Source organism: Microbispora sp. NBC_01389, from assembly GCF_045040095.1.
In the GTDB taxonomy this organism is placed as follows: Bacteria; Actinomycetota; Actinomycetes; order Streptosporangiales; family Streptosporangiaceae; genus Microbispora.
The window spans coordinates 7,115,552-7,129,524 of sequence record NZ_CP109552.1; the positions used below are offsets into that span (position 1 = coordinate 7,115,552).

The following is a 13,973-nucleotide window of genomic DNA, read 5'->3' on the forward strand; positions in this document are numbered from 1 at the left end:
AGTCCCGTGGACACGACCCGCCTGGGTCCCGGCGGGCCAGGATCAGCATGATGCGCTCCAGCAGGCCGCCAGGATGCGTACCGTGCTGGGCCGAAGTTCCTTGAGGTTCTGACATCGCCCCTACAAGGGGTCGCAACGCGTTGCGGGCCCGGAGCCCGCGGGCGCCGCCAGGGCATCCTAATCGCCGCTACAAGCGAAGACCTCGCACTGCTACGGGCGAACGAGGACGACTACCTTCGGTGCGGATGCGGAGCTTGAATGATCCTGGAGCATCGCCACATGACTCAGCTCTGGCATGGTCCCGCTACGGCGTGACCTTCACCGCCACGCCGATGGATACCAAGAGGATGCCAGCGCTGCTCCAGGCGCGATGACAGCGTGCAGAGCGACGGCGCCAGGAGTGCGGAGATTTGCCGCAAAAAGCATGATCAACAAGATCGTGGCCGTGATGCGTCGGCTACGACGCACCGAAAATTGGAATGCGGATGCGGAGCTCTCGAAAGTCGTTGACCACTCCGCACCCTTGCCGTTTTCATTGGTGGGCACGTCACACGACGGCCCCCATACCGAGAGAAGTGGAATGCCCCTCGGACCCCGTTTTCGCCGGGTTGCGGCGTTGCAGCGCCCATTCGTGGATCGAGAAGCCGCTTTCGCGGCTTTCGATGAGGAACTCTCCCGGATCGGACAAGAGCCTCGTGTCCTCAACATCACCGGCGTCGGCGGCATCGGCAAGTCACGGTTACTTCGCGAGTTCGGCGAACGGGTCAAGGCGTCCCACCGAATCGCTTCACTCGACCTGCAGGTGCCCGCTCACCGGCAGCAGGAGGACGCCCTCGCCGTACTCCGCATGCAGCTCGGCGAGCAGGGTGTCCGATTCGACCGCTACGACATCGCCTACGCGGTGCTGTGGCAGCGCCTTCATCCGCACCTGGCTCTCACCCGCGCCGAGTTGCCCTTCGTGGAGCGCAGCGAGGTTCTGACCGAAGTTCTCGACACTGCCGCCGGCGTACCGATATTCGGCACCGCAGTAGGGCTGCTGAAGCTTCTGGAAAAGGGCCACAGCAGCCGTAAGCATCGCCGCCGTCTACGGGAGAACGAGATTCTCCGGCAGCTCGACACGCTTCCCGGCGCGGCGGTAGTCGACGCCGTCACCTTCATGTTCGCCGAAGACCTGCGCGCCGGCAGTGAGGACGAACCGTACGTGATTCTCGTGGACGCCTACGAAGCCCTGGGCCGTGCGCCCGGCGACGATGCCTGGCTTCGCGACCTGGCGGCACAGCTCGATCGTGGCCTGACGGTGATCGCCAGTAGGGAGCGGCTGAACTGGGAGGTCCACGATCTGGACTGGCGGCAGGTCGTCAGAGACTTTCCTGTCGAAGGACTGCCGATGGAGGCGCGGCTGGAACTATTGGCCGACGGCGGCATGAGCGATCCCGTCCAGCGTCGCGTCATCGCACAGGCGAGCGTAGGGCTGCCGTTCTACCTGCACCTGGCCACCGACAGCCAGGCCGACGGTCATGCGATCTCCCAGGATGAGATCGCTCAGCGTTTCCTTCATCATGTGACCGCCGAGGAGCGCCGCTACCTGCAGTTGCTCAGCGTGACCCGGACCTTCGACTACGAGTTGTTCCGGGGTCTGGCGGCGGCCTTCCACCTGCCCGGGGGCAGGCTGGCGTGGGAGGGCCTCATCGCCTACTCCTTTCTGTACCCGGCGGGCAACGGCTGTTTCCATCTGCACCAGCTCATGGCCGAGATGCTGCGGGCACGGCTCTCGGCAGAGATGATCGGCGAAGCCCATCACACCCTTCACCTTCTCTGGAGCAGGCGAGCCGAGGATTCCGCCGGCATGCGTGAGCTCGTCTTTCACGGCCTGCACGCGCACGCACTGACCGCCGAAAAGCTGCTGGTGTACGCCGACCGCATCACCGCCCGTGGTGGAGCCCGGGGCATCAGCGGCCTGATCGCGGATCTACGGGCCTATCTCGACGGGCCTGACGGCCGAGACGATCCGGCTCTTGAGGAAGCCGCCGCCTGCCTCGCTGCCGAGGCGGCCGTACTGCTCGGTGACTCGGACCGGATCAACGAATTGACGCCCGACGCGCCCTGGCGGATGGGGACGGAGCCCGGCGCGCGTCTCGCGGTGGCCGCCGCGCATGGCCGGCGAATCGCCGGGCGGACCGCACGCGCTCTGCGGATCTACAGCGACGTCCTGGCCGTACACGACGGACCGGCGAGGCGTCCGGCCGGCCTGTGGGCCGCCGATCTGCACATGGCTCAGGGTCGGTTCCGGCGGGCCTTCGAGCTGGCGGAGCAGGTCACGAGGGAGTGCCCTGACGACGACCTCGTGCTCCGGGGTGACCTGGCCCGGCTACGTCATCTGGCGCTTCGCTTCTCGTACGATTTCGTCGCCGCGGAACGGCATCTGGACGAAGCGGTGTGGCACTACGAGCAGGCGGAGACCATCATCGGGACGGCACTGGTCGCGACCAATCGAGCGGAGCTGCTGGCGTGGACTGATCCGACCGCCGCGGTCGCCGTCGCGAAGCAGGCCGTGGAGGTCAACTCCGAGATCGGCGCCATCCACGAGATCGGTAAGGCCTACAGCGCTCTCGGCCAAGCTCTGCTGACGCTCGGGCGTCACGCCGAGGCCGATGAAGCGCTCGACGCGGCCTGCGCGGCCCTGGAGAAAGCCCGCTATCGCTCAGGCCGGGCCCGCGCAGAGCTTCTGCGGGCGTGCCTGCACCTGCGCCGTGGAGAGCCGGACAACGTGGCGATCTCAGCACGCTGGGCGGTCGACGAGCTCCTCAGCGTGGAGGTCTACCCCACACTGATCGTCGTCGCCGACCGGCTGCTGGAACTCGTGAACCGGCCGGATGAGAAGGTGAAGGCCGCCGCCCAGCGGGCCTGGGCCGCGATTGAACCGGTCGACTCCCACAACGCGTTGGAGGATCGCATGACGCACTACCTGCGAAGGCTGCTGGGATGACGGGGGACGTCTACCGGGCCGCGTACGAGGCCGCTCTGAAGGCGCCGGGGAGCAGCGGATTCTACAACAAGAACGTCCGCATCGACACCGCGTCGGGCCCGGTGATCGTGCGAATCCCCCTGCACGAAGCCGACGAAGTCGACTTGCGGATCTGGCCGGAACATGAAGTCTTATCGGTCATCGCGCCGTATGTGACTCATGCTCCCCACCTGCTGCACGTTTCGGCATCACCCGCGTACCAGATACACGAGTTCATCCCCGGCCTCGTCGTGGACGACGTGGCGCCGCGCGGTGACCGTGTCCCTCCGGTCGTCCTGGACGCGGTTGTGGAGCTGTTCTCGCAACTCGCGAGGGTGCCCCGCGAGGATCTCCCCGACCTACCGCAAACCTGGCCGGCCGACGGGGACACGTCCGCTTTCGCCAACGTCCTGTCCGACACCACGCAACGCGTCTACGACGCCTTCGGCGACGAGTTCGCCTGGCTGTTCGCGGAGCTGGGTATCCCCACCGATCCGCTCGGCGTGGTGCGAGCACGATGGCCGGCCATGACCGCACGCCCCTTCCGGCTCCTGCATTCCGACGTGCACCGGAAGAACATGATCGTCGATGGCACGCGCACGATCTTTCTCGACTGGGAGCTCGCCCTCTGGGGTGACCCGCTGTATGAGCTTGCCGTGCACTTCCACAAGATGGCCTACCAGGACGACGAACAGGAGGCCGTGCTCGGTCTGTGGCTCGCCGCGATGGCTCCGGAGCTGACGCGGGGCTGGGAGCGAGATCTGGACGCTTACCTCGCCCACGAACGGGTGAAGTCGGCGATCGTCGACACCATCCGCTACAGGCAGCTGATCTCCTCCGGAGAGCTGACGCCCTCGGAAGAGCAGGATCTGATCGACAAGCTGTTCGCCAAACACGCCGCGGCGGCGGCCGTCTGGGGTGACCCTGAGCCGGTGTCCCGCGAGACGATCGAGAAGTCGGTACGACGGGATTGACCGTACCCGTCGTCTGTTAGAAATCCACCTCATGGCTGATCGTGGTCCATACGCTCTCGAACCACGCCCGGGCCTGGGAGACGTACTGCGATGAAGTCGATGAGGGGTCGTCCGTCAACGAATGGTGGAACAGCACGGTGTCCCTGCCCATGACGTCGTAGAGTTCCTTGCGCTCGCCATCGAGGCGAGCCGTGTGGCGGACGACGGGGTAGAAGCCGAAGAACACCTGCTCGTGGTTGATCACGTACAGCTTGAAGAACGGCGTGGCCGCATAGGCGCGCACCTCAACCGAGGCGTTCCGCACGAGGCCGAGATCGGCGAGTTCGTGCACGCTATCGGTGACGAGCTGGATGCTCCGACGCAGAATCCGCCGGGTTCGCTGTCTGATGCCACTTTCGTCGGCAAGGCCGTCGGCAAGGCGCGGCAGGAGCATCGGCTGCTCCATGTCCGGGATGAGGATGCGTAGCGAGATCGAGTCGGGAGTGAGCCTCCCGATGCGGACCTTGTCGAGCGGCTCCTGAAGCACTCCCGCCAGGGTCTCGCCTGAGAACCCGGCGAAGTCGAGCGAGACATCCCCCTGCTCGAAGGCCCGCTCCAGGTGCGGACGCAGTTCGACGGGACGCTCGGTCCGCTCCCGGACGAACACACCGCTCCCCTGCCGGGAGACGACGAGCCCTTCGTCCCGCAGAAGCCGGATGGCCTGCTGGACGGTCATCCGTGCCACACCGTAGATGGCAGCCAACTCGGTCCCGGAGGGAAGCTTCTCCCCCGGCTCGAATGTCTTGGTAAGGATCGCCGCCCTGAGTGCGTTGGCCACCTGCTTGTACGGCGGCCGCGGATCGTCGGGGTCAAGGCTCATCACACCGGAAGTCTAGGTTTACCTAGCCTGCCTAGCTGGGTTTTCGCTGATTCCCTTGACACGGAAGTCACGGAACGTAATCGTACGAGCATGCCTAGGTTACCTAGGCAACTTCCCCCGCGAGAAGGACGGGCCAGATGACCAATGACACCAGCACCCTCTCGCCCGCGCGCTCCGGTGAGGTGCGGCCGGAACTCGTCGACGCGATGATCCGGCTTCGGCCAGGCGGTCTCGCCTGGCGACGTACCTTCCCCGGCCGCCTGGAGCAGGTGTCCCGCGCCCGCCGCTTCGTCCGGTTCCTGCTGGAAGACTCCCCTCTGGGCGACGACCTTGAGCAGATCGCCGCCGAACTCGCCGCGAACGCCGTCGTACACACGAGCAGTGGCGAGCTTGGCGGCACGTTCATCGTCGAGGTCACCCGGAAGCCCGAGATCGTCCGCATCTCCGTCTACGACTGCGGCTGGGGCGGCACCCCCAGTTTCAAGCAGCGGAAAGAGGATGAATTGGCCGAGCGGCAGCGAGGTTTGGTCATCGTCTCCGCCCTGGCATCGCGGGTCGGCTTCCGCGGCACCCAAGCCATCGGCCACGCCGTCTGGGCCGAACTCCTGGCCGACCCGAGAAGCATCTGCTGAAGGGCAGCTCCTGCGAGTCCTCATCGCCCTGGTGAGGGGTCGTGTCGGTGGCTGGTTCGTGGGGCCGTTGGGGGCCAGGCTCCGGAGCGCTCCACACTCACTTTTCGGTCATATGGATCGTACGGCGAGAAAGTGGAGGTCAACCGGCCAAGGCGGGCAGGGGCGGGTGTACGGATCATCGCGATGCGGTCGGGGCACCTGTCCAATCCGCGTAGCATCAACGGGCATGGGGTCGCCGAGAAAATCAGCGGTCGCGGGAGCCGCCGTCACGGTGACGGCGCTCATGCTGGCCACGCAGGGCTGTGCGATCATCGGCGGCGGATCGCCGAAGAACCTCGACGTCATCAGCGTGTCCAGCCCGCAGTTCCGCGACGGCGCCCCCCTGCCGCAGGACTACTCCTGCAAGGGGGGGCAGGGGAACCCGCCTCTTCGTTGGTCGGGCACGTCTGGCGCGAAGTCCGTGGCCCTCGTGGTCGACGACAGCAGCACGCACGGCGGGCCGGAGGTGCACTGGGTGGTGTTCGACATCAATCCCGACACGACCGAGCTCGGCATGAACGACGTCCCCCGGGGTGCCCGGCTGGGCAGGACGACGAGCGGGAAGGTGGGCTATACGCCCCCATGCCGGACCGATGGCAGCTACCGTTTCACTGTCTACGCGTTGGACGCGAAGCTCAGTCTGGAGCAGGGTGCCGGCCTCGCGCGGACGCTGGAGAGCATCGCGAGCCACACCATCGCCCGTGGACGCCTCACGGCGACCACGATCGAGTGACATGCTGGGCACCGGAGGTAGTCGTGCTACACCAATCTTCACCTAGGGTGTGACAACGGTCATTGTGGTCGAGCAGAATCGGTTCCAATTGCTGAGCGCAGGTGGCCAGAGGGGACAGGTCGCGTCGATGGCCGCGCGACCTCACCGGCGCCGCAGAAAGGCCATGGCCTTGAAGGTGGTGCTATGACTGCGGTCATTATCGGTCTTGTCGCCGTCGTGCTTCTCGTGCTGCTGGTCGTGGCGCTGGGCATGCGGTCGATGAACCGCAGAGAGAGCGCTCTCTCCTCCGAGCGCATCAAGGCGATGGCCGAGAACAAGGGTCCCAAGCCACGCCGGCCGGCCGAGGAGACGTTCTTCGAGAGCTTCCCCAAGGGGTTCGACGCCTTCGAGGAGCCCGAGCCCGAGGCCCCCAAGCCGCGGCCCGCGAGCACTCGCCCCGGAAGCCGGCAGGCGCGGCCCGCGCAGCGCGGCGGTAAGCAGCCCGCCGCCGCCCGCGGCAAGCGCGGCGTGGACGAGTGGGGCGAGCCGGACGACTACGACGACGACTACTGGTCGCGCGTACGCGCCGACGAGGGCGGCTTCGGCGGCACGATCGCCGCGAGGATGGCCACTCCCCGGCCCCTCAAGGACACCTCCGGCCCGGCGAGCGCGTCTCAGGAGCAGGCGGCCGACGCCGACGCGGCGACCGTGCAGGCTCCCCTGCCCCCGCGCCCCGCGTCCGGCCGCGCCGACGCCCCCGTTCCCGCCTCGGCGATGGCCGAGCAGAAGACCATGACGTTCGCCGCGCCGACGCCCGACCCGCTCGAGGCGCCCGGCTCCCCCGCCACCGGCCCGTTCGACGCCCCCGCCGCCCCCCCGACCGGAACAGCACCGGCCGGAGCACCGGCCGGTACGCAGGGTGGCAGGCCCGGCAGGTCCGGCAGGGCCGGCAGGTCGTCGCGGGCGGCCCGCCGCACCGCGGCCGCCGACGCGGGTCAGCCGAGCGGTTCCTACGACGTCCCCCCCGGCACCGGCCCCTTCCCGGTGTCCGCGGGCACCGGCCCGTTCACCACGCCGTCGGGCACCGGTTCGTATCCGGCTCCGCAGGGCGCCGACGCCCTGGGCGGCGCCCCGTCGAACACCGGCCCCATGGCCGCGTCCGGGGACACCGGCTTCTTCAACCGGGCCGCGGCCACCGGCCCGTTCCCGTCCGCCGGCGGCACGGGCCCCTACGACAGCCACGCCGCGGGCCCCTACGACGCCGCGCCGGCCTCCCCCGCACCGGAGACCGGGTCCTTCGTCATGGGCAGCTACGATTCGGCCCGCGGCAGCGGCGCGTTCGAGGCGGCCGTGCCTCCCGTTCAGCCTGCCGTCCCGCCCGCCGACGCCCTGGCCGAGCCTGCGCCCCAGAGCGCCTTCGACCCGTGGACGGCCCGGCAGCCTGCCCGCGCCGACGCCTACGACCCCTCCCAGGCCTCGACAGGCCCGTTCCCGGCCGCGCGCCCCTCGTACTCCTCCACGCAGGAGCCGGCCGTCGGCAACCCCGCTCCCGGAAACCAGGGCAGCGCCACCGACCCCGGCTGGCCGGTGAGCGGCAGCTATCCGCCGGTCCCCGCCGCCTCGGTTCCCGAGCCGGGCACCACTTGGGCGGCAGCGCGGGACGTCCTGGACGACCCCGAGCCGTCGCACGGCTCGTCCTCCTGGCCGAACGCCGAGACCTACCAGACCCCCACCTACGACGGCTACCAGGCGGACCACTCCGGTCAGCCCTCCTATCCCGTCCCGTCGCCGGACGCGCCGCCGGCCACGCCGTCGTACGAGGTGAACCCGGGCTGGGCGTCGATCGACGCCTCCGACAGCGTGACGGGCGCCACGCCCGGTTCCGCCTCGCCGTACGAGTCGGCGGGCTATGACGCGCCGTCGGGACAGAGCCAGTACGGCCATGACCAGCAGCAGGGGTACGGCGGCACGCAGTCGTCGTGGCCCGAGCAGAACATCGGCGGCAACTGGCCCTCCTACGACGAGCTGTACGGCGACGCCTCCACGTCGGCCGGCGGCCGCCGCCGGGGCAGCCACCGTGACCCCGACACCGACTATCCCGACTACTACCGGTGACTTTCCCGTTCCCTGCCTGGTGACGGTCTCCATGGCTGACGTATCGTCGGCCAATGACTATCAGTGACGGCACAGTCCCGCATCGTGACTGGAAGTCCGTGCTCCGCCATGACGTGCCCGCCTCGCTGGTCGTCTTCCTGGTGGCCGTGCCGTTGTCGCTCGGCATCGCGGTCGCGTCCGGAGCCCCCCTCGCGGCCGGCCTCGTCGCGGCGGTGGTCGGCGGGGTGGTCGCGGGGGCGCTCGGCGGGTCCGTCGTCCAGGTGAGCGGCCCGGCCGCCGGGCTCTCCCTGGTCGTCGCGGAACTGGTCCACACGTACGGCTGGCGCGCGACCTGCGCCATCACGGCGATGGCCGGGCTGCTCCAGGTCGGGCTCGGCGCGCTGCGGGTGGCGCGGGCGGCCCTCGGGGTCTCCCCCGCCGTCGTCCACGGCATGCTCGCCGGAGTCGGCGCCGTGATCGCGCTCTCCCAGCTGCACATCGTGCTCGGCGGCAGCCCGCAGCGCTCCGCGCTGGAGAACGTGCTCCAACTGCCCGCGCAGATCGTCGACAACCACACGCACGCCGTGCTGGTCGGCGTGCTGACGATCGCGGTCCTGCTGGTGTGGGGCCGGATCCCCCGGCTGCGTGCCGTGCCCGCCCCGCTGGCCGCGCTCATGATCGCGACGCTGACGGCGGGGGTGTCGGGCTGGGACCTGACGAAGGTGGACCTCAGCGGCGGGTTCTCCTCCCTCCAGGGGCCGCTGGCGCCACAGGGCGACTGGCACGCGATCGCCGGAGCCGTCCTGCTCGTCGCCCTCCTCGCGGGGGTGGAGTCACTGCTGACCTGCGTGGCGTCCAACCGCCTGCACGACGGCCCCCGCGCCGACCTCGACCGCGAGCTCACCGCGCAGGGTTTGGGGAACGTGGTGTCCGGCGTGCTCGGCGGCCTGCCGGTGGCGGGGGTCGTCGTCCGTACGACCACGAACGCGCGGGCGGGCGCGCGCAGCCGCTGGTCCACGGTCCTGCACGGCGTGTGGGTGCTGCTGTTCACCGCGGCCTTCGCCTGGATGATCGCGCTGATCCCCCTGGAGGCGCTCGCGGCGCTGCTGCTCTTCATCGGCGTGCAGATGGTCAACCTCGGGCACGTACGGAACCTGCGCAACCACCGCGAGGTGCCGGTGTATGCCGTGACGATGGCCGGGGTCGTGCTGGTCGGGCTCGCCGAGGGTGTGGCGATCGGCCTCGCGCTGGCCGCCCTGCTCGCCCTGCGCCGCCTCGCGTGGGTCTCGGTCGACGTGCGCCAGGACGGGGAGCGGCGCTGGCGGGTCGTCGTCACGGGATCGCTGACGTTCCTCGGCGTGCCCCGGCTGACCGAGGCGCTGCGCGCCATCCCGGCGGGGTCGGCGGTGGAGCTCGACCTGCACCTCGACTTCATGGACAACGCCGCCTTCGAGGCGCTGCACGACTGGCGGCTGGAGCACGAACGCGCCGGCGGCGTCATCGACGTGGACGAGCCGCACGGCGAGTGGTATTCCGCCGCGATCAGCGGCGGGCGGCTCTTCCCCGCGAGGATCCCGCCCCGGCACGACCGCTGGTGGCTGCCCTGGGCCTATCGGCGCCCCGTCGGCGCGCACCCGTACGGGTCCTTCGAGGTGATCGGGGCGGACGGCGGGGGCGCCGCGGGCCACGACGGCGACACCGTGATCTGCGAGCCGCAGGGCGTGCCCGACCTCCTGCGGGGGACGCGTGAGTTCCAGCGCAGGACCGCGCCGATGGCCCGTGCCCTGTTCACCCGGATGGCCCGCAAGCAGTCGCCGTCACACCTGTTCATCACCTGCGCCGACTCGCGGATCGTGCCCAACATCATCACCGCGAGCGGCCCCGGCGACCTGTTCACGGTGCGCAACATCGGCAACCTCGTGCCGCGGGCGGGCGCGGCCCCGCCGGACGACTCGGTCGCGGCGGCGATGGAGTACGCCGTGAACGTGCTGGAGGTCCGCACGATCACCGTCTGCGGGCACTCCGGGTGCGGCGCGATGGCCGCCCTGCTGGGCGAGGTGCCCGACCTGCCGGCGCTGCGCGCCTGGCTGCGGCACGGACGGCAGAGCCTGGCCCGGTTCGTCGCCGCCGGGCCCGGGCAGGACGCCGACGACGCCGGGCCGCTCGACCGGCTGTGCCGGATCAACGTCATCCAGCAGCTCGACAACCTGCGGACCCACCCGCTCGTGGACGAGCGCGTACGGGCGGGCAGGCTGGAGCTCACGGGCCTGTACTTCGACATCGGCGCGGCACGGGTGCACGCGCTGGAGCAGGAGCGCTTCACCCCGGTCCCGGAGCTGCGCACCACCGGTTGAGACGCACCGGCCGTGGCCCGCACCGGCCGGGCCGCACCGGCCGGCAGGGCTGCTTCCGCTGTGAGCGGACGATGTCCGCCGATCGTGAAACCGGGCGGACGCCGCGCGCCGCAGCGCCAAGGATGACCGTATGAAAATTCTGGTGATCGGTGGTTCGGTGTTCCTGGGCCGGGCCATCGTGGAGGAGGCGCTGCGGCGCGGTCACGAGGTCACAACGTTCAACCGGGGCAGGAGCGGGACGGACCTGCCGGGTGTGGAGGCGGTGCGCGGCGACCGCGAGATCACCGGCGACCTGCGGCGGCTCGCCGGCGGCAGGCGGTGGGACGCGATCGTGGACGTCTGCGGGTTCGTCCCCAGCGTCGTCCTGGAGTCGGTGCGGGCGCTGTCCGGGCACGCCCCGCACTACACCTTCATCTCCAGCATCTCGGCGTACCCGGACTGGCCCGACAAGACGGGCCTCGACGAGACCTTCCCCACCCACGAGTGTCCCCCTGACGCGGACGCCGAGTTCGGCGACTACGGCGTGCTCAAGGCCGGTTGTGAGCGCGCGGTCGAGCAGCACTTCGACGGCGCCCCCCTGGTCGTCCAGCCCGGTCTGATCCTCGGCCCGCACGAGAACGTCGGCCGGCTGCCCTGGTGGCTCCACCGCGTCTCCAAGGGCGGCCGGGTGCTCGCGCCCGGCGACCCGGCGCTGCCGATCCAGCTCATCGACGCCCGCGACATCGCGGCGTTCACGCTCGACCAGGCGGCCGCGGGCACGACGGGCCGCTACATCACGGGCGGGGTGCCCGGAAGGGCCACGTTCGGAAGCTGGCTCGGCGACTGCGTTGAGGTCACCGGCTCCGGCGCGGAGCTGGTCTGGGCCGACGACGACTTCCTGACCGCTCAGGGTGTGGAGCCGTGGACCGAGCTTCCGCTGTGGTACCCGGGCGCGGACAGCCTCGCCGTGTGGACCCATTCCTCCGCCAAGGCCGTCGCCGCCGGTCTCACCTGCCGCCCGTTGCGCGAGACGGTGCGCGACACCTGGGAGTGGCTGAAGGACATCCCGGAGGAGCGGCGCAGCTTCCGCGGCGTACGGGTGGGCAGCGGCATCGACCCCGACAAGGAGCGCCGCGTGCTCGCCGCCTGGGACGCCCGCTGACGCGCTCCCCGGCCCGAGGAGCCGGGTCCGGGCCCCGGAAGCCGCGGGCCGGAACACCGTGCACGACCACGGCGACATCGGACGCAGAAATTCGGGGCCGCCCGAGATGCGCCTGGGCCGTAGGCTGTCGGGCATGCTTTGGGTGGCTCTTCTGATCGTGGCCGTACTGATCACGCTCGCCGCGTGGGTCGCGTCCGGACGTGCCCGCCAGACGTCCCGCGGGCCCGCCCGCGGCACGTCGCGCCGCCGGCCCGCGCCGCGTCCTCCGGGCGGGACGGCGCGGCCGTCAGGGGGCGTCCGACCCTCCTCCCGTACGGCCCGCGGCGGAACCCGGACGGGCGCCGCCGGCGGGGAGCGCACCGGCCCGCAGCCGGGTGAGATCTGGTGGGCCGACGTGCCGTACGAGGACGGGCCCGGGCACAAGGTGCGTCCCTGCGTGGTGCTCAGGACGTACCGCGGCGGCGCGGAGGTCCTGAAGATCACCAGCCAGGACCGGAGCGACCGCCCCGATCACATCGAGATCCCCACCCGCACGTGGGACCAGAGCGCCGACCACAACAGCTTCCTCGACCTCACCGGGCCGGTCCGGGTGCCCTCCGCCTCGTTCGACGACAGGGCGGGCACGCTCGACCCCCGCGTCTGGCGTCAGGTCTGCCGGCTCCACGAGATCTCCCCGAACTGAGCCCACGCACTTGAGCCCAAGCGCCTGAGCCCAAGCGCCTGAGCCCGCGCGCCTGGGGCCGCCGCCTGCTCCGATCCCTGCCCGCGGGCCGCCCCGGCCCCTCCGCCGCCGGCCGCCCAGCCACCCGGCCGAGAGATCGTACTCACGGGTAACTGAGTATCGGCGCTCATGTCCGCGCGACGCGGGTCACACAGCATGGGCGGCATGACGAAATCAGTGAAGAGCACGACGACGACGGCCTTCTACCTGCAGGCCGTCATCTCTTTCGTGATCTCCCTCGCGGGCCTGGCCGCCGGGATCCTCTACCTGCCCGTCACGACCTGGGTGCGGTCGTTCCTCGCCCTCGGGCTGATGTACGTGGTGACCTCCACCTTCACGCTGGCCAAGTGCGTGCGGGACCGCCAGGAGGAGGCGACCGTCGTCAGCCGGGTGGACCAGGCCAGGCTCGACAAGCTGCTCGCCGAGCACGACCCCTTCCGCGCCGACTGAACGGCTGGCGGCGCCCGCGAGCCCCATCCTGATCGGAGGGACGGAGGCGCCTCGCCTCTGAGGTCACCTCGCCTCTGAGGTAACGGCGCTTCGGATGTGGGGCGGATCAGTACGGTAGGGCCGTGGCTGGTGACTCCCACCGCGCCGGACTCTCGGCAACCGCCGGCGCCAGCGCCCAGCCGGCCCTGGACTACTACCTGATCACACCCGAGACGGGGCCTGGCGCCTTTCCGGCGGAGGGTCTCGTCGTCGAGGAATTCGTCTTCGCCGGCGACCATCGGACCATCGGCCTGAACACCGCCCGGTGGAGCACGGACGACCGCGCCTGGCAGAGCTCGGCGGCCTTCGGGCGGGCCATGCGCGAGGATCCGCGACTGCGCGCCCGGGTGGCCGCCGCCGGCCGTACGGACGCCGAGGCCGTCTGTCACCGCCTCGGGGGAGGCGAACTCCCCGGTGAGGCGACGCTGCGGGAGTGCTTCCGCGACACCCTCGCCCTCCCGGACTCCGCTCCCCTGCGGCTCGGCCCGGAAGGAGGCTCCCGCGGGGGCCACGACTCCCGGGTCTACCGCGTCCTGTTCGCGGGCGACCTCCGGCTCCCCGGCCTCGCCCGCCTCGCACCGGAGGTCATCACGCTCGCCGAGGACGCCGACGACCCGCGTACCCGGATCGCCGGCACGGGCGGACTGCGGACGGCGCGGGACGTCTTCACCTGGGAACTGCGTCGCATCGGGCCCGGCGTCGCCTGCTGCGTGGATCTCACGGCACATCTGGGCACCACGTGCGACGACGCCCTCCGGCCGCTGCTCCGGAGCCTGACGACGGCGATACGTCACGCGGGCCCGATCCCCGTGACCATCGAACGCTTCTCGTGATTCTCGAACCCGCGCCATCGAACCGGACAAACAACAGAATTCGGAGCCTTAGCCGCGAGTGCCGCCTTTTTTCCTTCTCTGTGGAACCGTGGATGCTGCCGAAGAAGATGTGATATAGATC

General features: G+C 70.3%; 11 protein-coding genes. 10 read left to right on the forward strand and 1 reads right to left on the reverse strand.

All coding sequences use genetic code 11. From position 1 onward, the window contains the following. The first annotated feature begins 424 nt into the window (after nucleotides 1–424). Both OG344_RS31375 and OG344_RS31380 read left to right on the forward strand, forming a co-directional pair. Nucleotides 425–2,986 (forward strand): hypothetical protein, encoded by a 2,562-nt coding sequence (locus OG344_RS31375; protein WP_405086184.1) that lies wholly within the window; start codon nucleotides 425–427, stop codon nucleotides 2,984–2,986. Next, nucleotides 2,983–3,978, forward strand: a complete 996-nt coding sequence (locus OG344_RS31380) for an aminoglycoside phosphotransferase family protein (protein WP_405086185.1) — start codon at nucleotides 2,983–2,985, stop codon at nucleotides 3,976–3,978. Before OG344_RS31375 ends, OG344_RS31380 begins: the two co-directional genes overlap by 4 nt. Before the next feature lie 16 nt (nucleotides 3,979–3,994). On the opposite strand, the gene OG344_RS31385 is transcribed toward OG344_RS31380, so the two are convergent. Next, entirely contained in the window at nucleotides 3,995–4,837 is an 843-nt protein-coding gene (locus tag OG344_RS31385) for a GntR family transcriptional regulator (RefSeq protein WP_405089210.1), read from the reverse strand. Nucleotides 4,838–4,974: 137 nt separating this feature from the next. Here OG344_RS31385 and OG344_RS31390 point away from each other — a divergent pair, with 137 nt between their 5' ends. From OG344_RS31390 to OG344_RS31425, 8 genes are all read left to right on the forward strand, one after another. Continuing rightward, nucleotides 4,975–5,469, forward strand: coding sequence for an ATP-binding protein (locus OG344_RS31390; protein WP_405086186.1), 495 nt, complete (start codon nucleotides 4,975–4,977; stop codon nucleotides 5,467–5,469). Nucleotides 5,470–5,695: 226 nt separating this feature from the next. Continuing rightward, nucleotides 5,696–6,241 carry a YbhB/YbcL family Raf kinase inhibitor-like protein gene (locus tag OG344_RS31395; RefSeq protein ID WP_405086187.1) on the forward strand — a complete coding sequence of 182 codons (546 nt, stop codon included), beginning with the start codon at nucleotides 5,696–5,698 and terminating at the stop codon, nucleotides 6,239–6,241. A 183-nt stretch (nucleotides 6,242–6,424) separates the two neighbouring features. Continuing rightward, nucleotides 6,425–8,335 (forward strand): hypothetical protein, encoded by a 1,911-nt coding sequence (locus OG344_RS31400; protein ID WP_405086188.1) that lies wholly within the window; start codon nucleotides 6,425–6,427, stop codon nucleotides 8,333–8,335. Nucleotides 8,336–8,388: 53 nt separating this feature from the next. Continuing rightward, a complete protein-coding gene (locus tag OG344_RS31405; RefSeq protein ID WP_405086189.1) occupies nucleotides 8,389–10,668 on the forward strand; it encodes a SulP family inorganic anion transporter in 2,280 nt (759 codons plus the stop codon). 130 nt (nucleotides 10,669–10,798) lie between these two features. Then, the gene (locus OG344_RS31410) at nucleotides 10,799–11,809 is read left to right on the forward strand and encodes an NAD-dependent epimerase/dehydratase family protein (protein ID WP_405086190.1); all 1,011 of its coding nucleotides are present in this window, start codon (nucleotides 10,799–10,801) and stop codon (nucleotides 11,807–11,809) included. A gap of 142 nt (nucleotides 11,810–11,951) precedes the next feature. Next, nucleotides 11,952–12,491, forward strand: a complete 540-nt coding sequence (locus OG344_RS31415) for a type II toxin-antitoxin system PemK/MazF family toxin (RefSeq protein ID WP_405086191.1) — start codon at nucleotides 11,952–11,954, stop codon at nucleotides 12,489–12,491. Nucleotides 12,492–12,695: 204 nt separating this feature from the next. Further along, complete coding sequence (locus OG344_RS31420) at nucleotides 12,696–12,980, forward strand: YiaA/YiaB family inner membrane protein (RefSeq protein WP_405086192.1); 285 nt, start codon at nucleotides 12,696–12,698, stop codon at nucleotides 12,978–12,980. A 122-nt stretch (nucleotides 12,981–13,102) separates the two neighbouring features. Then, on the forward strand, nucleotides 13,103–13,852 hold the full coding sequence (locus OG344_RS31425; RefSeq protein WP_405086193.1) for a hypothetical protein: 750 nt from the start codon (nucleotides 13,103–13,105) through the stop codon (nucleotides 13,850–13,852). Nucleotides 13,853–13,973 lie beyond the last annotated feature (121 nt).

What these genes read in the sequence shown, in the direction of transcription:
- OG344_RS31420 (WP_405086192.1), top strand. Translation starts at nt 12,696, where the DNA reads ATGACGAAATCAGTGAAGAGCACGACGACGACGGCCTTCTACCTGCAG.
- OG344_RS31385 (WP_405089210.1), bottom strand. Translation starts at nt 4,837, where the DNA reads ATGAGCCTTGACCCCGACGATCCGCGGCCGCCGTACAAGCAGGTGGCC.
- OG344_RS31375 (WP_405086184.1), top strand. Translation starts at nt 425, where the DNA reads ATGATCAACAAGATCGTGGCCGTGATGCGTCGGCTACGACGCACCGAA.
- OG344_RS31390 (WP_405086186.1), top strand. Translation starts at nt 4,975, where the DNA reads ATGACCAATGACACCAGCACCCTCTCGCCCGCGCGCTCCGGTGAGGTG.
- OG344_RS31405 (WP_405086189.1), top strand. Translation starts at nt 8,389, where the DNA reads ATGACTATCAGTGACGGCACAGTCCCGCATCGTGACTGGAAGTCCGTG.
- OG344_RS31400 (WP_405086188.1), top strand. Translation starts at nt 6,425, where the DNA reads ATGACTGCGGTCATTATCGGTCTTGTCGCCGTCGTGCTTCTCGTGCTG.
- OG344_RS31380 (WP_405086185.1), top strand. Translation starts at nt 2,983, where the DNA reads ATGACGGGGGACGTCTACCGGGCCGCGTACGAGGCCGCTCTGAAGGCG.
- OG344_RS31395 (WP_405086187.1), top strand. Translation starts at nt 5,696, where the DNA reads ATGGGGTCGCCGAGAAAATCAGCGGTCGCGGGAGCCGCCGTCACGGTG.
- OG344_RS31410 (WP_405086190.1), top strand. Translation starts at nt 10,799, where the DNA reads ATGAAAATTCTGGTGATCGGTGGTTCGGTGTTCCTGGGCCGGGCCATC.